We start from the raw sequence: 22,746 nt of genomic DNA on the forward strand, positions 1-22,746 counted from the left end.
ATGCGCTTCCCCTTGGACTCGGACGCCGGTCGTGTCGCTGTCGTCGGCATCGCGGGCAGGCTGCCGAAAGCCCCGGATCCGGCGGCGTTCTGGCGACTGCTGTGCGACGGGACCGACGCGATCACCGCGCCGCCCGAGGGCAGGCAGGGCGCACGGCACGGCGGCTACCTGGACCGGGTGGACGGCTTCGACGCGGCGTTCTTCGGCGTGTCCCCCCGCGAGGCCGCCGCCATGGACCCGCAGCAGCGGCTCATGCTCGAACTCGCCTGGGAGGCCCTGGAGGACGCCCGGATCGTGCCGGGCACGCTGACGGGCGGCCCGACGGGGGTGTTCGTCGGCTCGATGTGGGAGGACTACACGTCCCTGACCTACCCCGGCCACATCACGCCGCACACGCTGACCGGCACCAGCCGGGGCGTCATCGCCAACCGCGTCTCGCACTTCCTCGGGGTGCGCGGACCGAGCATGACGGTCGACACGGCCCAGTCGTCGGCGCTGGTCGCGGTGCATCTGGCGGTCGAGAGCCTGCGCCGCGGCGAGTCGGCGCTCGCCCTGGCCGGCGGGGTGAACCTCAACCTGACCGCCGCCCGCGAGGAAGGGGCGGAGGAGTTCGGCGGCCTGTCCCCGGACGACCGCTGCTTCACGTTCGACGCCCGGGCCAACGGCTTCGTCCGCGGCGAGGGCGGCGCCTTCCTGGTCCTGAAGCCGTTGGACCGGGCCCTGGCCGACGGGGACCGCGTCTACGGCGTCATCCGGGGCAGCGCGGTCAACAACGACGGCGCCACGCAGAGCCTGACCGTGCCCAGCGCGCAGGCCCAGGAACAGGTCATCCGCGAAGCCCTGGCCCGGGCCGGCGTGCGTCCCGCCGACGTGCAGTACGTGGAGCTGCACGGCACCGGCACCGCCGTCGGCGACCCCGTCGAGGCCGCCGCCCTCGCGGCGGCCTACCGCGACCCAGCCGCGTCCGGCGACGCCGACAGCGCCCTGCGGGTCGGCTCCGCCAAGACCAACGTCGGTCACCTGGAAGGCGCCGCGGGCATCGTCGGTCTGCTCAAGACCGTCCTCAGCGTGCACCACCGCGCACTGCCGCCGAGCCTGAACTACGAGACCCCGAACCCCGGCATCCCGCTCGACGCGGCGACCCTGCGGGTCCAGACCGCGCTGACCCCGTGGCCGCGGCCGGACGCGCCCCTGCTCGCCGGCGTGTCGTCGTTCGGCATGGGCGGCACCAACGCGCACGTGATCGTCGAGCAGGCGCCCGACGCGGCCGCGCCGGTCCGGCGGCCCGCCCCCGATGCCCGGCCGGCGCCGTGGATCGTCACGGCGCGGACCAAGCAGGCGCTGCGGGCGCAGATCGCGCGCCTGCACGAGCACGTGCGCAGCCACCCGGAACTGACCGGCGCCGAGGTCGCGCACGCACTGGCCACCACCAGGACCCGCTTCGCGCACCGCGCGGTCCTGCTCGACTCCGTCCAGGTCGCCGCCGACCGGGCCGGCACCCCGGGCCGCACCGTCTTCGTGTTCCCCGGCCAGGGCGCACAGTGGGTCGGCATGGGCCGGGAGCTGTACGCCGAGTACCCCGTCTTCCGGACCGCCATGGACGAGTGCGCCCGGGCGCTGGCCCCGTACACCGACTGGTCGCTGGCCGAGGTGCTGGACGGCGCCCCGCTCGACCGGGTGGACGTCGTGCAGCCCGCCCTGTTCGCGGTGATGGTGTCCCTGGCGGAACTGTGGCGCTCCTTCGGCGTCGAGCCCGACGCGGTGGTCGGGCACTCGCAGGGCGAGATCGCCGCGGCGTACGTCGCGGGCGCGCTGTCGCTGTCCGACGCGGCCCGGATCGTGGCGCTGCGCAGCCGCGCGCTGGTGGCGCTGACCGGCCGGGGCGGCATGGTGTCCGTGGCCCTGTCCGCCGAGCGGGCCGAGGACTACGTGTCGCGCTGGGACGGCGCGCTGACGGTCGCCGTGGTCAACGCCACCGGCTCGGTCGTGGTGTCCGGCGACACCCGGGCCCTGTCCGAACTGGTCGCCTCCTGCGAGGCGGACGGTGTCCGCGCACGCGTCGTCCCGGTGGACTACGCCTCCCACTCCGCGCACGTCGAGGCGATCCGCGAGCGGCTGCGCACCGAACTGGACGGCGTGCGGCCGCAGCAGGGCACCGTCCCCTACTACTCCGCGGTCACCGGCGGCCTCCTCGACGACACCACGGTGCTCGACGCCGACTACTGGTACCGCAACCTGCGCGAGCCGGTCCGCTTCGACCTGGCCACCGCCGCCCTGCTGGCGGACGGGCACGACGTCGTGGTCGAGGTCAGCCCGCACCCGGTGCTGCTGCCCGCCCTCGAACAGAGCCTGGAAGAGGCCCGCGAGCGGACCGGCGTGCCCGGCGTCGCCACCGGCACGCTGGGCCGCGACCGGGGCGGGGCGGACGTCTTCCTGACCGCGCTGTCCCGGCTGTTCGTGGCCGGCGTGCCGGTCGACTGGTCCCCGGCGGTCGCCGGGGCCGCGCCCGTCGACCTGCCCACGTACGCCTTCCAACGTCGCTCGTACTGGCTGCCCGGAGCGACGGCCGGGCAGGGCGGACGGACCCCGGCCGACCCGGGGACGCACGCAGCGGGGACCGCCGCGCCAGGCCGGGCGGACGGCGGCCCGGAGACCCATGACACCGGGGCGGGCGACACCGAGTCGGCCGACCCGGTCGACGTGGCCGCCGTGGTCACCGCGCAGATCGCGCTCGTGCTGGGCCACGAGGACCCCGCGGACATCGATCCCGCGCTCACCTTCAAGGAGCTCGGCCTCGACTCGGTCACCGGGCTCGAACTGCGCAACCGCCTGGCCGGCGCCCTGGACCGGAGACTCCCCTCCGGTCTGATCTTCGACCACCCGACGCCCGCGGAGCTGATCGACTGGCTGCGCACCGGCCCCGGCGACCGGTCGGCCCCCGTCACCCCGGCCGCCCACGACGACGACCCGGTCGTCATCGTGGGGATGGGCTGCCGCTTCCCCGGCGGGGTGGCCTCGCCGGACGACCTGTGGCGGCTGGTCGCGGACGGCGTGGACGCGATCGGCGACTTCCCGGACGACCGCGGCTGGGACCTGGGCCGCCTGTACGACCCGGAACTGCGCGGCGCGGGCACCACGTACATCGACCGGGGCGGGTTCCTGGAAACGGTGGCCGGCTTCGACGCCCCGTTCTTCGGCATCTCGCCCCGCGAGGCGCTCGCCATGGACCCGCAGCAGCGGCTGGTGCTGGAGACGGCCTGGGAGACCTTCGAGCACGCCGGGATCGACCCGGCCTCGCTGCGCGGCAGCCACACCGGCGTGTTCACCGGCGTCTGGTCGTCCGGCTACGCGACCGGGCCGGGCCTGCCGGAGGACCTGGAGGGCTACCTGTTCACCGGCGTCGCGACCAGCGTCACGTCCGGCCGGGTCGCCTACCACCTCGGGCTGCGCGGCCCGGCGCTGTCCGTGGACACCGCCTGCTCGTCGTCCCTGGTCGCAGTCCACCTGGCCGCCCAGGCCCTGCGCGCGGGCGAGTGCTCGCTGGCGCTGGCCGGCGGCGTCACGATCATGGCGACACCGTTCGGCTTCACCGAGTTCTCCCGCCAGCACGGCCTCGCGGTGGACGGCCGCAGCAAGCCCTTCGCCGCCGCGGCCGACGGCACCAGCTGGGCCGAGGGCACCGGCCTGGTGCTGCTGGAACGTCTGTCGGACGCCCGGCGCAACGGTCACCGGGTGCTGGCGGTCGTCGCGGGAAGCGCGGTGAACCAGGACGGTGCGTCCAACGGTCTGACCGCGCCGAACGGTCCGTCGCAGGAACGCGTCATCCGGCAGGCGTTGGCGAACGCCGGGTTGGAGCCGTCCGAGGTGGACGCGGTGGAGGCGCACGGCACCGGGACCACGCTCGGCGACCCCATCGAGGCCCACGCCCTGCTGGCCGCCTACGGTCAGGACCGGGACGAGCCGTTGTGGCTGGGTTCGGTGAAGTCCAACATCGGCCACACCCAGGCCGCCGCCGGCGTCGCGGGCCTGATCAAGATGGTGATGGCGATGCGGCACGGGCAGTTGCCGCGGACCCTGCACGTGGACGCGCCCTCCCCGCACGTCGACTGGGCCTCCGGCGGCGTCCGGCTGCTCACCGAGGCCCGGCCGTGGCCGGACCACGGCCACCTGCGTCGCGCCGGCGTCTCGGCCTTCGGCGTCAGCGGCACCAACGCCCACCTGATCATCGAGCAGCCCGCCGAGCCGGACTCCGGCCGCCGCTCCGAACCCACCGGCCAGGACGCCCCCACCGCCTGGCTGCTGTCCGCGAAGACCGACGCCGCGCTGCGCGCCCAGGCCGCGCGGCTGCACGCGTACGCGACCGCCCACCCCGACGTCCCGGCCGCCGCGATCAGCCGCGCACTGGCCGCCCGCACCCGCTTCGAGCACCGGGCCGCGGTGGTCGGCGCCGACCGGGACGACCTGCTGTCCGGCCTGGCCGCGCTCCCGCCGGGACTGCCGACCCGTACCGGCGGGACGGTGTTCGTCTTCCCCGGACAGGGGGCGCAGTGGGCGGGCATGGGCCGTGACCTGTACGAGCAGTCCGAGGTCTTCCGCGCCGGCATCGACGCCTGCGCCGCCGCCCTGGACCCGTACACCGACTGGTCGCTGGTCGACGAACTGCGCCACGGCTCGCTGGACCGCGTCGACGTGGTGCAGCCGGCCCTGTTCGCCGTCATGGTGGCGCTGGCCGACCTGTGGCGGTCCCACGGCGTGCAGCCGGACGCCGTGGTCGGCCACTCCCAGGCGGAGATCGCCGCCGCGCACGTCGCCGGCGCGCTGTCGCTGCGGGACGCCGCCAAGGTCGTGGCGCTGCGGTCCAGGGCACTGGCCGCCATCGCCGACCGGGGCGGCATGGTGTCCCTCGCGCTGTCCGTCGAACAGGCCGCCGACTACCTGGCCCGCTGGGGCGGGCGGCTGACCACCGCCGTGGTGAACGGCCCCGCGGCGGTCGTGGTGTCCGGCGACCTCGACGTGCTGGACGAACTGGTGGCCGCCTGCAAGGCCGACGGCGTCCGCTTCCGCCGCCTGCCCGTCAACTATGCGGCGCACTCGGCGCAGGTCGAGGCGATCCGCGAGCAGCTGCTCGCCGAACTGGCCGACATCACGCCCCGGTCGGCGGCGGTCCCGTTCTACTCCACGGTCACCGGCGAGCCGGTCGACACCGCCGGCCTCGACGCCGGCTACTGGTACCGCAACCTGCGCGAACCCGTCCGGTTCGACCTGGCCACCGCCCGGCTCACCGCCGACGGCCACGACCTGTTCCTTGAGGTCGGCCCGCACCCGGTGCTGGTGCCCGCGCTGGAGGACGTCGCCGCCACCGGAACACTGCGCCGCGACCACGGCGGCCTCACCGAGTTCCTCGCCGCGGCGGGGCGCCTGCACGCCGCCGGGGTCGACGTCGACTGGACCCCGGTCCTGCCCCGCACCGCACCCCCGGTGGACCTGCCCACGTACGCCTTCCAGCGCGAGCCCTACTGGGTGACCGCGACCCCGCCGGCGCCCCGTGCCGACTGGCGGTACCAGGTGGCCTGGGCGCCGACGAGCGGCACCGCGACCCCGGTGGACCCGGCGCGCTGGCTCGTCCTCGCCACGACCGGGCACCCGTGGGCCGAGGCCCTGCGCGCCCGGGGCTTCGCGGTGGCCGACAGCTGGGACGCGGCCGGCACCGGGGACGCCCGGCCGGACGGCGTGCTGTCGCTGCTGGCGCTGGACGAGGCGCCGCACCCCGACCACCCGGTGCTCCCGGCGGGCCTGGTCCGCACCCTGGACCTGGTCCGCACCCTGGACCCGGCGAGGACGGTGGCCGTCCCGCTGTGGTGCGCGACCAGCGGCGCCGTGAGCACCTCGGGCACCGACCCGGTCACCAGCCCGGCCCAGGCCCTGGCGTGGGGCGCCGGCGCGTCCGCGGCGCTGGAGTTCCCGCACGGCTGGGGCGGCCTGGTCGACCTTCCCGCCGTGCCCGACGAGGACGGCGTGGACGCGCTGCTCGTCGTGCTGGCCGGCCCGGGCGAGGACCAGGTGGCGATCCGCGGCGCCCGGCGCTTCGCCAAGCGGCTGCGCCGCAAGGCCGCATCGGGCCCGGCCGCGCAGCCCTGGCGGCCGCGGGGCACCGTGCTGGTCACCGGCGGCACCGGCGCGCTCGGCGGACACGTGGCCCGCCGCCTCGCCCGGCAGGGCGCCGAGCACATCGTGCTGGCCGCCCGCCGCGGCCCCGACGCACCCGGCGCGGCCGGCCTGCGCGACGAACTGGAGGCAGCCGGGGCACGGGTGACCGTGGCGGCGTGCGACGTGGCCGACCGGGACGCCCTGCGGGACCTCGTCGAGCGCGTCGGCGACATCCGCGCCGTCTTCCACACCGCCGGCGTCATCAGGGCGACCAGGCTGGCCGACACGACAGCGGCGGAGTTCGCCGAGGTCGTCACGGCCAAGGTCGCCGGGGCGCAGAACCTGGCGGAACTCCTGCCGGACCTCGACGCCTTCGTCCTGTTCTCCTCCACCGCGGGCGTGTGGGGCGACGGCCACGGCGCGGCCTACGCCGCCGGCAACGCCTTCCTCGACGCCCTGGCCGCACAGCACCGCGCCCGGGGCCGCGCCACGACCTCCGTCGCGTGGGGCATCTGGGCCGACGGCGGCATGGCGGCCCTGGAGTCCGTGCAGCGCCAGCGCACCCTGCTCGGCCTCGGCGAACTGGACCCGGGCCGGGCACTCGACGCCCTGCAGGACGTCCTCGACCACGACGAGGCCCTCGCGGTCGTCACCGAGGCCGACTGGGCGCAGTTCGCCCGCGCCTACACCCACGCGCGGCCGAGCCGGCTGCTGCGGGACCTGCCCGAGGCCCACGGCCGACCGCAGGCCCCCCGGCCCGCGCCCGCCGCCGGCGGCGCCGACCTGCTGGAGCTGATCACCACCCACGCCGCCGGGGTGCTGGGACACGCCACCCCCGAGCGGATCGACCCCCGGCAGGCGTTCAAGGACCTGGGCTTCGACTCGCTGACCGCGGTGGAACTGCGCAACCGCCTGACCGCCGCGCTCGGGGTGAAACTGCCCGCCACCCTGGTCTTCGACCACCCCACCCCGGCCCGGCTGGCCGCCCACCTGTCCGGCGAGCAGGACGCGCCGCAGGGCCCGGCCGCGGTCGCGACGGACGAACCGATCGCGATCATCGGCATGGGCTGCCGCTACCCCGGAGGCGTCGACACCCCCGAGGACCTGTGGCGGCTGGTCGCGGACGGCGTGGACGCGGTCGGCGACTTCCCGGCCGACCGGGGCTGGGACATCGACCGCCTGTACGACCCGACGGGGAGCCGTCCCCGCACGTCGAGCACGTCCAAGGGCGGCTTCCTCGACGCCGTCGGCGACTTCGACGCGGCGTTCTTCGGGATATCCCCCCGCGAGGCGCTCGCCATGGACCCCCAGCAGCGCATCCTGCTGGAGACCGCGTGGGAGACCGTCGAGTACGCCGGCATCGACCCGACCGCGCTGGAGGGCACGTCCACCGGCGTGTTCACCGGCATCTGGTCCACCGGCTACGCGGCCGGGCCGGTGCCCGACGACCTGGAGGGCTACCAGGTCACCGGCACCGCGTCGAGCGTGGGATCGGGCCGGCTGGCGTACCAGCTGGGCCTGCTCGGCCCGGCGCTGTCCCTGGACACCGGCTGCTCGTCGTCCCTGGTGGCCCTGCACCTGGCCGCTCAGGCGCTGCGCTCGGGCGAGTGCTCGTTCGCCCTGGCCGGCGGCGTCACCGTCAACTCGGCGCCCACGCTGTTCACCGAGATGTCCCGGCAGGGGGCGAGCGCGCCCGACGGCCGCTGCAAGTCCTTCGCCGCCGCGGCCGACGGGGCGGGCTGGGCCGAGGGCGCCGGCCTGCTGCTGCTGGAGCGGCTGTCGGACGCCCGCCGCAACGGCCACGAGGTGCTGGCGGTCGTCCGAGGCTCCGCCACCAACCAGGACGGGGCCAGCAACGGCCTGACCGCGCCGAACGGTCCGTCCCAGGAGCGGGTGATCCGGCAGGCGCTGGCCAATGCCGGGTTGGAGCCGTCCGAGGTGGACGCGGTGGAGGCGCACGGCACCGGGACCACGCTCGGCGACCCGATCGAGGCGCAGGCGTTGTTGGCGACGTACGGCCGGGACCGGGTGGAGCCGTTGTGGCTGGGGTCGGTGAAGTCGAACCTCGGCCACACGCAGGCGGCGGCCGGCGTGGCGGGTGTGATCAAGATGGTGATGGCGATGCGGCACGGTGAACTGCCGCGGACCCTGCACGTGGACGCGCCCACTTCGCACGTCGACTGGGAGTCCGGCGCGGTCCGTCTGCTCACCGAACCGGTCGCCTGGCCCGGGACCGGGCGTCCCCGCCGGGCCGGCGTGTCGGCGTTCGGCATCAGCGGCACCAACGCGCATGTGGTGATCGAGGCGGCCGATGAACAGCCCGTCGAGGCCGACTCCGCCGCACCTGCTCCCCGGGGCCGTGCGGACGACCGGGTTCTCTGGCCGCTGTCGGCCAGGTCCGAGGCGGCGTTGCGGGAGCAGGCGCGTCGGTTGGCCGCGTTCACCGCTGCACATCCGGAGGTGGGCGCGGCGGCGGTCGGGGGCGCGCTGGCCGCTCGCACCGTGTTCGAGCACCGGGCCGTGGTGGTGGGCGACGTCGCAGCTCTGGACGCTCTGGCTGCGGGTGGCACGGTGCCGGGGCTGGTGACCGGGATCGCCCGTCCGTTGGGCAGGTCGGTGTTCGTGTTCCCTGGGCAGGGTGCGCAGTGGGTCGGTATGGGTGGGGAGTTGTACGGCTCGGAGCGGGTGTTCCGGGATGCGGTCGATGCGTGTGGTGCGGCGTTGGCGCCGTACACGGACTGGTCGTTGGTGGAGGTGTTGACCGGCGGGGGTTCGCTGGAGCGGGTGGATGTGGTGCAGCCCGCGCTGTTCGCGGTGATGGTGGCGTTGGCTGCACTGTGGCGTGCGCACGGTGTGGAGCCGGATGCGGTTGTCGGGCATTCGCAGGGTGAGATCGCGGCGGCGTACGTGGCCGGTGCTTTGTCGTTGGGGGACGCCGCCAAGGCGGTCGCTCTGCGCAGCAAGGCCCTGGTCGCCCTGGCCGGACACGGCGGCATGGTCTCGGTCGTGCTGTCCGCGGACGACGCCGCCGACTACCTGAGCCCCTGGGGCGACCGGATCACCGTCGCGGTGGTCAACTCCGCCTCGACCGTCGTCGTCTCCGGCGAACGCGAGGCCCTGGACGAGCTGCTGGCAGCCTGCGTCAAGGACGGCATCCGCGCCCGCGCCATCCCCGTCGACTACGCGGCGCACTCGGCGCAGGTCGAGGCGATCCGCGAGCAGCTGCTGACCGACCTCGCGGACATCCGGCCCCGGCCTGCGGCGATCCCGTTCTACTCCACCGTCACCGCGGAACCCGTCGACACCGCCGGCCTCGACGCCGACTACTGGTACCGCAACCTCCGCGAACCCGTCCGGTTCGACCTGGCCACCGCCCGGCTCACCGCCGACGGCCACGAGGTGTTCGTGGAGGTCAGCCCGCACCCGGTGCTGGTGCAGGACCTGGACGGCGTCGCGACCGGCACCCTGCGCCGCGACCACGGCGCCATCGGGGAATTCCACACCGCCCTGGCCCGCCTGCACGTCCAGGGCGTCGCCGTGACCTGGCCGCACGACCGCCCGCACGGCGTCAGGCTGCCGCGCTACGCCTTCCAGCGCAGCACCTACTGGCTGACCCCCGCGGCCGGCGACCACGGCACCGGGCACCCGCTGGCGGGCACCACGGTCGAACTGCCCGACGGCACCACCGTGCACAGCGGCCGGGTCTCCACCCGCACCCACCCCTGGCTGGCCGACCACGCCGTCGACGGCACGGTCCTGCTGCCGGGCACCGCCTTCCTCGAACTCGCCACCCTGGCCGGCGGGACCCTGGACGACCTCGTCCTGCACCTGCCGCTCGCGCTCTCCGACGCACCCACGGACCTCCAGGTCTCGGTCGGCGCCCCGGACGACGCCGGCCGCAGCCCGGTCACCGTGCACTCCAGGGGCGGCGACGGCTGGGTCCGCCACGCGTCCGGAACCCTCGGCGGCCGGGTGCCGGCCGGACGCCTCGACTGGCCCCCGAAGAACGCCGAACCCGTGGACCCCGAAGGGTTCTACGCCTTCCTCGACGGACTCGGCTACCAGTACGGACCCGCGTTCCGGGGCGTGCGGGAGCTGTGGCAGGGCGAGGACGAACTGTACGCCGAGGTGTCCGTCCCCGACGGCGCCCGCTTCGGCATCCACCCCGCGCTCCTGGACGCCGCGCTCCAGCCGCTGATCCTGCTCAGCCCCGACACCCGGGTCCGGCTGCCGTTCTCCTTCTCCGGCGTCGCCGTGCACGCCACCGGTGTGTCGTCCGCCCGGGTCCACCTGGCCCGCACGGGCGCCGACACCTACCGCGCGACGCTGACCGACCTGTCCGGCAACCCGGTCGCGGACATCGCCGCGCTGACCGTCCGTCCGGCCGCCGAGGTCCGGGCCGCGGTGCTGCACACCCAGTGGGTGCCGCTCGCCGCGAGCACGCCGACCGAGGTGGCGCCGAGCCCGGTGCTCGCCGCGGAAGCCGACGCGGAGTCCGTGCACGCCCTCGTCCAGCGGGCCCGCACGCTCGTCCAGGACTTCCTGGCCGAGCAGCCGGAGCGGGCCGCCGCGCGCCTGGCCGTCCTGACCCGCGGCGTGGCCGGCGCGGCCGTCCGCGGCCTGGTCCGCACCGCCGCCGCCGAGCACCCCGGCCGGTTCGTGCTGGTCGACATGGGCGACGCGTCCGAGGAGGAGGCGATCCGGGCCGCCACGACGGCCGGCGACGAACCCGAACTGGCCCTGCGCCGGGACGGCGTCCTCGTCCCGCGGCAGGCCAGGTACGCGCCGGAGCTGGCCGCCCCCGACGGCGCGTACCGGCTGAGCGAGTCCGGCACCGGGCAACTGGACGACCTGGCCCTGCTGCCCTGGCCGGAGCCCGCGCTGGAACCCGGCCAGGTACGGGTCGCCGTACGCGCGGCCGGCCTGAACTTCCGCGACGTGCTCATCACCCTCGGCATGTACCCGGACCGGCCGCCGCTGGGCGGCGAAGGGGCCGGCACCGTCGTCGAGGTCGGCCCCGGCGTCACGGCCTGGCGGCCCGGCGACCGCGTCATGGGCATGATGCCCGGCGCCTTCGGGCCGCGCGCGGTCGCCGACCACCGGCTGCTGACGGCGATCCCCGACGGCTGGAGCTTCACCGAGGCGGCGTCGACGCCCGTCGCGTTCACCACCGCCTGGTACGGGCTGTTCGACCTCGGCGAACTGCGCCCCGGCGACCGGGTGCTGATCCACTCCGGCGCGGGCGGCGTGGGCATGGCCGCCGTTCAGCTGGCCCTGAACAGCGGCGCGGAGGTGTTCGCCACCGCGAGCCCCGCCAAGTGGGACGCCCTGCGCGCCCTGGGACTGGACGACGACCACATCGCCTCGTCCCGCGATACCCGGTTCGCCGAGCGGTTCCCGGCCATGGACGTCGTCCTCAACTCGCTCGCGGGCGAACTCACCGACGCCTCCCTGCGGCTGCTCGCCGACGGCGGACGGTTCGTCGAGCTGGGCAAGACGGACGTCCGCTCGCCCGAGGGCCTGATCTACCGGGCCTTCGACCTCAACGACGTCGACCCCGCGCGGCAGGGCGACATCCTCTCCAACGCCGTGGCGATGGTCGCCGACGGGACGCTGGAGCCGCTGCCGGTCACCGCCGCGGACCTCCGCCAGGCCGTCGCCTCCTTCCGGCTGATGAGCCAGGCCCGCCACACCGGCAAGATCGTCCTCACCGTCCCGCAGCCGCTCGACCCCGACGGCACCGTGCTGATCACCGGCGGCACCGGCACCCTCGGCCAGGCCGTCGCCCGGCACCTGGCGTCCCGCCACGGGGTGCGGCACCTGCTGCTCCTCAGCCGCAGCGGCGGCGCCGTGCCGCATTTGAACGTGCAGGAGGACGTCGACGTGCGGGTCGTGGCCTGCGACGTCGCGGACCGGGACGCGCTGGCGGCCGTGCTGGACTCGATCCCGGCCGCGCACCCGCTCACCGCCGTCGTCCACGCCGCCGGCGTGCTCGACGACACCGTCGTGGAACGGCTGACCGCGGAGCAGCTCGACCGGGTGCTGCGCCCCAAGGTCGACGGCGCCTGGCACCTGCACGAGCTGACCCGCGAGCACGACCTCGCCGCCTTCGTGCTGTTCTCCGCGGCCGCGGGTGTGCTCGGCAACGCCGGCCAGGCCGGCTACGCGGCCGCGAACTCCTACCTCGACGCGTTCGCCGCGCACCGGCAGGCCCTCGGACTGCCCGCCGTGTCGATGGCCTGGGGCTACTGGGAGCAGGAGAGCGGCATGACCGCCCACCTCACCGCGGCCGACCGGCAACGCCTCGCCCGCAAGGGCATCCGCCCGATCGGCGTCGAACGCGCCCTGGCCATGTTCGACACCGCGCTGGCTTCCGGACGTCCCGCGCTGACCACGGCCGACCTCTCGATGCCGCAGACCCTGCCGACGCCGAAGGCCCCCGCGTCGGACCTGCTGTCCGTGGTCGTCGCCCACACCGCCACCGTCCTCGGCCACTCCGACGCCGCCGCCATCACTCCCGGACTCGCCTTCAGCGACCTCGGCTTCGACTCCCTGACCGCCGTCGAACTGCGCAACCGCCTCGCCGGCGCCACCGGCCTGCGGCTGCCCGCGACCCTCGTCTTCGACCACCCCACCCCCGCCGACCTCGCCGACCACCTCACGGCCGAACTCTCCGGCGCAGTCGGGGCGGTGGCTTCGGTGGTGCCGGTCGTGGTTGGGGTGTCGGACGATCCGGTGGTGATCGTGGGTATGGGGTGTCGGTTGCCCGGTGGGGTGGGGTCGCCGGAGGAGTTGTGGGGTGTGGTGTCGGGTGGGGTGGATGCGATCGGGGGGTTCCCGTCGGATCGTGGGTGGGATGTGGAGGGGTTGTTCCATCCGGATGCGGATCATCCGGGGACGTCGTACACGCGGTCGGGTGGTTTCCTTGCGGATGCGGCGGGGTTCGATGCGGATTTCTTCGGTATTTCGCCGCGTGAGGCGTTGGCGATGGATCCGCAGCAGCGGGTGCTGTTGGAGACCGCGTGGGAGACCTTCGAGGATGCTGGGATCGATCCGACGTCGTTGCGGGGCAGTCAGACGGGCGTGTTCACCGGCATCTGGTCCTCCGGCTACGTCGGCAGCCCCGATCAGGCGCCGCCCGACACCGAGGGCTACCTCGCCACGGGCATCTCGCCGAGCATCACCTCCGGCCGGGTCTCCTACCTGCTGGGCCTCCAGGGCCAGGCCGTGTCCGTCGACTCCGCCTGCTCCTCGTCACTGATGGCGATCCACTTGGCGGCGCAGGCGCTGCGCTCGGGGGAGTGCACACTCGCCCTGGCCGGCGGCGTGACCGTGAGCGTGACCCCGTTGCAGTTCACGGAGTTCTCCCGCCAGCGTGCCCTGGCCGCCGACGGCCGGTGCAAGCCCTTCTCGTCGACGGCCGACGGCACGGCGTGGGGTGAGGGCTCGGGGCTGGTGCTGCTGGAGCGGTTGTCGGACGCGCGTCGCAACGGTCACCGGGTGCTGGCGGTGGTGCGGGGTTCGGCGGTCAATCAGGACGGTGCGTCCAACGGTCTGACCGCGCCCAGCGGCCCCTCCCAGGAGCGGGTGATCCGGCAGGCGCTGGCGAATGCGGGACTGTCGACGGCGGACGTGGACGCGGTGGAGGCGCACGGCACGGGGACCACCCTCGGCGACCCCATCGAGGCGCAGGCGCTGTTGGCGACCTACGGCCGGGACCGGGCGGAGCCGTTGTGGCTGGGGTCGGTGAAGTCGAACATCGGGCACACTCAGGCGGCGGCCGGCGTCGCGGGTGTGATCAAGATGGTGATGGCGATGCGCCACGGGCAGCTGCCGCCGACGCTGCACGTCCAGGAGCCCACGCCGCACGTCCAGTGGGACACTGGTGACATCCGGCTGCTGACCGAGGCCCGGCCGTGGCCGGAGACGGGGCGCCCCCGCCGTGCGGGCATCTCGGCCTTCGGGGCCAGCGGCACCAACGCCCACGTGGTCATCGAACAGTTCGCGGACGAAACCCCCGAACCACCCGCCGCGGACGACTCCGCGGAGCCCACCGTGTGGCTGCTGTCCGGCAAGACGGACGACGCCCTCCGCGCCCAGGCCCGACGGCTCGCGGACCACCTCACCGCCCACCCCGAACTCCGGCCGACCGCGATCGGTCGGGCCCTCGCCACCACCCGCACCATGCTCGCCCACCGGGCGGCCCTGGCGGGCAGCACCCGGACCGACCTCATGGCGGAACTGGCCGCCCTCGCCGACGGAGACCCCCGCGTCATCACGGGCGTGGCCGGTTCGCCGGCTCGGTCGGTGTTCGTGTTTCCGGGGCAGGGTGCGCAGTGGGTCGGTATGGGTGGGGAGTTGTACGGCTCGGAGCGGGTGTTCCGGGACGCGGTCGATGCGTGTGATGCGGCGTTGGCGCCGTACACGGACTGGTCGTTGGTGGAGGTGCTGACCGGCGGGGGTTCGCTGGAGCGGGTGGATGTGGTGCAGCCCGCGCTGTTCGCGGTGATGGTGGCGCTGGCCGCACTGTGGCGTGCGCACGGTGTGGAGCCGGATGCGGTCGTCGGGCATTCGCAGGGCGAGATCGCGGCGGCGTACGTGGCGGGTGCGTTGTCGTTGGAGGACGCCGCGAAGGCGGTGGCGTTGCGGAGCCGGGCGCTGGCGGTGTTGGCCGACTGGGGCGGCATGGTCTCCATAGGCCTCGGGCATGGGCAGGCCGCCGAGTTCGTGGCCCGGTGGGACGGTCGGCTGACCGTGGCCGTGGTCAACGCCCCCGATTCGGTCGTCGTGTCGGGCGATCTGGACGCGCTGAGCGAACTGTTGACGGTCTGTGAGGCCGACGGCATCCGCGCCCGCCGACTGCCCGTCAACTACGCCGCGCACTCCGGGCAGGTCGAGGCGATCCGCGAGCAGTTGCTGACCGACCTGGCCGAGATCTCGCCCCGGTCGGCGGCCGTTCCCTTCTACTCCACGGTGACCGGCGAGGAGATCGACACCGCCGGGCTCGACGCCGACTACTGGTACCGCAACCTCCGCGAACCCGTACGCTTCGACCTCGCCGTCGAGACCCTCACGCAGCACCGGCACGGCGTGTTCGTGGAGGTCAGCCCGCACCCCGTCCTGGTGCCGGTGATGGACGGCGTGGTGACCGGCACGCTGCGCCGCGACAGCGGCCGGCAGGAGTTCCACCTCGCCCTGGCGCGCCTGCACACGCAGGGCGTGGCGGTCGACTGGACGCCGGTCTTCCCCGGCGAGCCCCACCATGTCCCGCTGCCGACGTACGCCTTCCAGCACCGGCCGTACTGGCTGAACCCCGTCGCTGCGAAGGGCGACGTGTCGGCGGCCGGCCTGGACTCGGCCGGGCACCCGCTGCTCGGGGCCGTCGTCGAACTGGCCGGGGACCAGAGCGTCCTGCTCACGGGCCGCCTCTCGACGGCCACCCGGCCGTGGCTGGCCGACCACGTCGTCCTGGGCTCCGTGCTGCTGCCCGGCACCGTGTTCGTCGAACTCGCCCTGCACGCCGGACGGCAGGCAGGCTGCGACGTCCTGGACGAACTGGTGCTGGAAGCCCCCATGATCCTGCCGGACGACGGCTCCGTGCCGGTCCAGGTCGTCGTCGGCGCACCGGACGGGACGGGCCGACGCCCCGTCACCGTGCACTCCCGGACGGGCGGCAGCTGGCTGCGGCACGCCACCGGCATGCTGGCGACCGCCGATCGCCCCCACCCGTACGACACCGGCGAGCCCTGGCAGCCGGCCGGGGAGCCCGTCGACCTGACCGACTTCTACGAGACCCTCGCCGACCAGGGCTACGAGTACGGGCCGGTGTTCGCGGGCGTGCGGGAGATCAGGCGGCAGGGCGACGAGCTCTACGCCGAGGTGGCGCTGCCCGTCGACACCCGCGACCGCTTCGACCTCCACCCGGCGCTGCTCGACGCCGCACTCCAGCCGCTGACCCTGCTGGCGGCCGGCCGCCTGCCGTTCTCCTTCGCCGGGGTGTCGATGCGGAAGGCCGGCTCCACGGCCCGGGTCCGCCTCACGCCCACCGGCCCGGACACCTTCCGGGTCGCGCTCGCCGACGAAGCCGGGCCGCTGGCGGTGATCGACGCGCTGACCGTGCGCCACCGGCCGCCGGGCCTGGCGGCCGCCGGGACCGACCAGCTCTTCCGCCTCGACTGGGTGCCCGTCGAGAGCACCGGCGAAGCTCCGGCCGTCCACCACGTCACGGCCCCGGCGGGAGACCCCGTGGCGGCCGCGCACACCGTCGCCGCCGAGACGCTGGGCGTGCTCCAGGACTTCCTGCGCGACGGGGACGGCCGGCTGGCCGTCGTGACCCGCGGGGCGGTCGGGCCGGACCCGGTCGACCTGCCGTCCAGCGTCGTCTGGGGCCTGGTCCGCGCGGCCCAGGCGGAACACCCCGACCGGTTCGTGCTGGTCGACACCGACGACCGCGTCCTCGTCGCGGGGGACGAACCGCAGCTCGTCGTCCGCGACGGCGCCGCCCGCGCCGCCCGGCTGGTACGGGCCGAATCGGCCCCGGTGCCCGGCCCGCTCGACCCGGACGGCACCGTGCTGATCACCGGAGGCACCGGAACACTGGGCCGCCTCGTCGCCCGGCACCTGCGCGAGCGGCACGGCATCCGGCACCTGCTCCTGCTCAGCAGGACGGGCGCGGAGGTGGACTTCGACGCCGAGGTGGTGGCCTGCGACGTGGCCGACCGGGACGCGCTGGCGGCCGTCCTGGACTCGATCCCGGCCGCGCACCCGCTGACCGCGGTCGTGCACGCCGCCGGCGTGCTCGACGACGGCGTCGTCGAATCCCTCACGCCCGACCGGATCGACCAGGTGCTGCGGCCCAAGGCCGACGCCGCCTGGCACCTGCACGAGCTGACGAAGGACCTCGACCTGGGCGCGTTCGTGCTCTTCTCGTCCGCCGCCGGTGTGCTGGGCGGCCCGGGCCAGGCGAACTACGCCGCCGCGAACGCCTTCCTGGACGCCCTCGCCGTTCACCGGCGCGCCCTGGGGCTGCCGGGCGTTTCGCTGGCCTGGGGCCACTGGGCCGAGGCCAGCGGGCTGACCGAGAACCTCACCGACACCGACCTCAAGCGCCTCGCCCGCGCCGGCGTGCTGCCGATGCCCACGGACCGGGCGCTGGCCCTGTTCGACCTGGCCCTGGGCGCCGACGAACCCGCGCTGGTCCCCGCACACCTCGACCTGTCGGCGGCGTCCACCCGCCCCCTGCTCGGCCGCCTCACCCGTACCGGGCCCGCCCGGCGGACGAACCGGCCGGCCCTGGGCAGGGAACTGGCGGCCCTGCCCGAGACCGAGCAGCACAGCCGCGTCCTGGACCTGGTCACCGGCCAGACGGCCGCGGTCCTCGGCCACACCGACACCGCGGCCGTCGGCGCCGACCGGGCCTTCAAGGAGCTGGGCTTCGACTCGCTCACGGCAGTGGAACTGCGCAACCGGCTGTCCGCGGTCGTCGGGGTGCGGCTGCCCGCGACGCTGACCTTCGACTACCCGACCCCCGACGCGCTGGCCGGCCACCTGCGGAATCTCCTCGTCGGCGCCCGGCGCCAGGCCCCTGCCTCGCCCGTGCCGGTCGGGGTTCCGGTGTCGGACGACCCGGTGGTGGTGGTCGGGCTGGGTGCCCGGTATCCGGGTGGGGTGGGCTCGGCGCAGGAGTTGTGGGGCCTGGTGTCGGGTGGGGTCGATGCGGTGGGCGAGTTCCCGTCGGATCGTGGCTGGGATGTGGGTCGCCTCTACGATCCGGCCGGTGGTCCGGGGAAGTCGTACACGCGGTCGGGTGGTTTCCTCGCGGACGCGACGGGGTTCGACGCGGCGTTCTTCGGTATTTCGCCGCGTGAGGCGTTGGCGATGGATCCGCAGCAGCGGGTGCTGCTGGAGACCGTGTGGGAGACCTTCGAGGACGCGGGGATCGATCCGACGTCCCTGCGGGGCAGCCGGACGGGCGTCTTCACCGGCATCTGGTCCTCGGGCTACGGCGCCGGGGCACAGCCGCCCGACCTGGAGGGCTACCTCTCGACGGGCACGGCGACGAGTGTGACCTCCGGGCGGGTGTCGTACCTGCTGGGGCTGGAAGGCCCGGCGGTGTCGGTGGACACGGCGTGCTCGTCGTCGCTGGTGGCCCTGCACCTGGCGGCGCAGGCACTGCGCTCGGGGGAATGCTCGCTGGCGCTGGCCGGCGGTGTGACGGTGATGGCGACACCGGCGGGGTTCGTCGAGTTCTCGCGGCAGCGGGGGCTCGCGGCCGACGGCCGGGTGAAGGCGTTCGCCGAGGCGGCGGACGGCACGGCGTGGGGTGAGGGCGCGGGTGTCGTGCTGCTGGAGCGGTTGTCGGACGCCCGGCGCAACGGTCACCGGGTGCTGGCGGTGGTGCGGGGTTCGGCGGTCAATCAGGACGGTGCGTCCAACGGTCTGACCGCGCCGAACGGTCCGTCGCAGGAGCGGGTGATCCGGCAGGCGCTGGCCAATGCCGGGTTGGAGCCGTCCGAGGTGGATGCGGTGGAGGCCCATGGCACCGGGACCACGCTCGGCGATCCGATCGAGGCGCAGGCGTTGTTGGCGACCTACGGTCAGGGGCGGGTGGAGCCGTTGTGGCTGGGTTCGGTGAAGTCGAACCTCGGCCACACGCAGGCGGCGGCCGGCGTCGCGGGTGTGATCAAGATGGTGATGGCGATGCGGCACGGTGAACTGCCGCGCACCCTGCACGTGGACGCGCCCACTTCGCACGTCGACTGGGAGTCCGGCAACATCCGGCTGCTCACCGAGGCCCGGCCGTGGCCCGACAACGGCCACGCGCGTCGCGCGGGCATCTCGGCGTTCGGCATCAGCGGCACCAACGCGCACGTGATCCTGGAGGCGCCGGCCACGGAACCGTTGCCCGAGTCCCCTGCCGATCCCGCGCCCGCAGCCGTCGTGCCGGTGCCGTGGCTGCTGTCGGCGAAGTCGGACGAGGCCCTGCGCGACCAGGCCCACAGGCTGCGCGGGTTCCTCGCCGAGCACCCCGAGGTCACACCGGCGGAGGTGGCCGCGGACCTGGCCGCGCGGGCCCGGTTCCCGCACCGCGCTGTGCTGACGGACCCGGCCGGCCTGGACGCGCTGATCGGCGGAGAACCCGGAATCGTCACGGGCACTGCCTCCCCGGGCAGGTCGGCGTTCGTGTTCTCCGGTCAGGGTGGTCAGTGGGCGGGGATGGGTCGTGGTCTGTACCGCGAATTCCCGGTGTTCGCGCGGGTGTTGGACGAGGTCTGCGGGCTCTTGGGGCTGCCGGTGGAGGTGTTGTTCGAGGACGGGGAGGGGGTGCTCGGGGAGACGCTGTTCACGCAGGGCAGTGTGTTCGCGCTGGAGGTGGCGCTGTTCCGGCTGGTCGAGTCGCTGGGTGTGCGGCCGGACTTCGTGGTCGGGCATTCGGTCGGCGAGGTGGCGGCGGCGCATGTGGCGGGTGTGCTGAGTCTGGAGGACGCGTGTGCGCTGGTGGGTGCGCGTGGCCGGTTGATGCAGGGGTTGCCGGGTGGTGGGGCGATGGTGTCGCTCCAGGCGTCGGTGGAGGAGGTTGCGGGGTCGTTGGTGCCGGGTGCGGAGGTGGCGGCGGTCAACGCGGCCGATGCGGTGGTGGTGTCGGGGGACGAGGCGGCGGTCGCGGCGGTTTCCGAGGTGTGGTGGGGGCGTGGTCGTCGGGTGCGGCGGCTGGAGGTCAGTCACGCGTTCCATTCGGCGCGGATGGATCCGGTGCTGGAGGAGCTGGGTCGGGTGGCGGCGGGTCTGTCGTTCGGTGAGCCGGTGATCCCGGTGGTCTCCACCGTGGCGGGGTGCCCGGTGGACATGGGGGAGCCCGGGTACTGGGTGCGGCAGGTCCGCGAACCGGTGCGGTTCGCCGATGCCGTGGAGTGGCTGGCGGGCCAGGGCGTGACCGGGTTCGTGGAGGTCGGTCCGCATCCGGTGCTGGTGGGGAACGGGTTGATGCGGCGCGGGGGTGATTCCCCGGAGCGGTTGTTCGCGGGCCTGGGGCGGTTGTGGGCGGACGGTGCGATGCGCTGGACGCCGCCCGCGGCCACCGCGGCAGGCGCGCGGGTGCCCTCGTACGCCTTCCAGCACCAGCACTACTGGCTCCAGCCCACCACCCCGGCACCGATCGGTGACGATCGGCTCGACCACCCGCTGCTGCGGGACGCCATGGAACTCCCCGACGACAACGGCGTGGTGCTGACGGGTCAACTCGCCACCGCCGCGCAGCCGTGGCTCACCGAACACGTCATCTCGGGCGCGCCCCTGCTGCCCGGCGCGGCGTTCGTGGACCTCGCGCTCCGGGCCGGCGAACACGTCGACTGCCCGGCGGTCGAGGACCTGACGCTGGAGACGCCGCTGGTGGTCGCGGACGGCGTGCAGGTGTCCGTGACCGTCGGCCCCGACCGGGCGGGTCGGCGCAGCGTCGCGATCCACTCGCGCGCAGACGGCGAGTGGGTGCGGCACGCCACCGGGACCCTGGGCGCCGTGCCCGTCGCACCGTGGGAGCCCTGGGCGCGGCAGTGGCCGCCGCAGGCCGAAGCGGTCGACCTCGACGCCTTCTACGACAACCTGGCCGACGCCGGGTTCGTCTACGGCACGGCCTTCCAAGGCCTGCGAGCGGCCTGGCACGACGGCGACACCCTCTACGCGGAGGTGGCCGCGCCCCCCGGCGACAGCCGGTTCGCCCTGCACCCCGCCCTGCTCGACGCCGCGATCCAGAGCGTGACCGTCGCCGACGACCGGGCGAAGATGCCGTTCTCCTTCGCCGGGATCTCCTGGTGGCGCGGCGCCGAGCACGCCAGGGTCCGGCTGACCATGACCGGCGAGGACACCTGCGCGATCGGCCTCGCCGACCAGTCGGGCGCGCCGGTCGCCGAGATCGCCTCGCTGACCCTGCGCCGGCCGACCGGGGCCACCACGCAGGACGTGCCGTACCGGGTGGCGTGGCCGGTGCTGGAAACGGCGACCACCGAACCGGACATTCCGGTCCACCACGCCACCTCGCCCGTCGAGACCCTGCGGGTGATCCAGGACTTCCTCGCCACGGACACCCCGCGCATGGCCGTCGCCACGCGCAACGCCGTGCCGGTCCGGCCGGGCGAGGACGTCGACCCGCAGGCCGCCGCCGTCTGGGGCCTGGTCCGGTCGGCCGCCACCGAGCACCCCGGCCGGTTCGTGCTGGTCGACGGCGACGACGGCGACGAGGTCCGGCTGGCCGGCGACGAACCCCAGCTGGCGATTCGGGCCGGCGCCGTGCACGTCCCCCGCCTCGAACGGGTGCGGACCGAGCCGTTGCCGTCGCCGCTCAGCCCCGAGGGCACGGTGCTCGTCACCGGCGGCACCGGCACCCTGGGCGGCACGATCGCCCGCCACCTCGCCGTGCGGCACGGCGTGCGGCACCTGTTGCTGGTCAGCCGGAGCGGCCCGGACGCCCCCGGCGCGGCCGCGCTGGCCGCCGACCTGGCCGCGCTGGGCGCGACCGCCGACATCGTGGCGTGCGACGTGGCCGACCGCGAGGCGGTGGCGCGGCTGCTCGCCGCACACCCGGTCACCTCGGTGGTCCACGCCGCGGGCACGCTGGCCGACACCGTCGTGGAATCCCTCACCCCGCAGCAGTTCGCGCGGGTGTGGGAGCCGAAGGCCCTCGCGGCGCGGCACCTCCACGAACTGACCTCGGACCTGGAGGCGTTCGTGCTGTTCTCGTCGGCGGCCGGCGTGCTGGGCGGCGCGGGCCAGGCGAACTACGCGGCGGCGAACGCGTACCTCGACGGCCTCGCCGCACACCGGCACGCCGAGGGACAGCCGGCCGTGTCGCTCGCCTGGGGCTACTGGGCGGAGGCCAGCGGCATGACCGGAGGTCTGACCGCCACCGACCGGCACCGCCTGGCCAGGGCCGGCGTGCGGCCGCTGCCGACGGCGGACGCGCTGGCCCTGTTCGACGCCGCGCTGACCGCGGGCGCCCCGGTCCTCGCCCCCGTCAGGTTCGACCTGCCGACACTGCGCCGGGCCGGCGACCCGCCCGCCCTGCTGCGGGAGCTGGTGCGGCCCCGGCGCAGGCAGGCCGCCGACCGCGGGTGGACGCAGGCCGACGTGCTGCAACTCGTCGTGGGCCAGGTCGCCCTCGTCCTGGGGCACTCGTCACCGGAGGCGGTCAACCCCGACCAGGCGTTCACCGACATCGGGTTCGACTCGCTCACCGCCGTGGAGCTGCGCAACCAGCTCGACGCGGACACCGGCCTGCGCCTGCCCGCCACGCTCGTCTTCGACCACCCGACACCGACCCGCCTCGCCGCTTTCGTGCACACCCGGCTGCACGGCGTCGCCCCCGACCCGCTGCTCGCCGAACTCGACCGGCTCAGGTCCACCCTCGACGCGGCGGCCGCCGACGCAGACTACGAGACCGTCGCGGCCCGCCTCGAAGGCCTTCTCGCGGCCTGGACCGCCAACCGCACCGGCGCCGCGGCCGGTGTCGACGAGGCCAGCGACGACGAGCTGTTCAGCCTTCTGGACGATGCACACCGCAGGACCGAGGTCATCCGCTCGGGCGAGTCCCGAAACGCTGAGGAGTAG

General features: G+C 74.8%; 1 protein-coding gene. It reads left to right on the forward strand.

The features are described 5' to 3' along the window. On the forward strand, nt 1-22,746 hold the full coding sequence (locus tag CG736_RS37480; protein WP_304528203.1) for a type I polyketide synthase: 22,746 nt from the start codon (nt 1-3) through the stop codon (nt 22,744-22,746).

The sequence above is a fragment of the Kitasatospora sp. CB02891 genome, from assembly GCF_002803145.1.
Classification (GTDB): Bacteria; Actinomycetota; Actinomycetes; order Streptomycetales; family Streptomycetaceae; genus Kitasatospora; species Kitasatospora griseola.

Bases quoted from the DNA above. Each gene is read 5' to 3' on its own strand.
- CG736_RS37480 (WP_304528203.1), top strand. From the start codon at position 1: ATGCGCTTCCCCTTGGACTCGGACGCCGGTCGTGTCGCTGTCGTCGGC.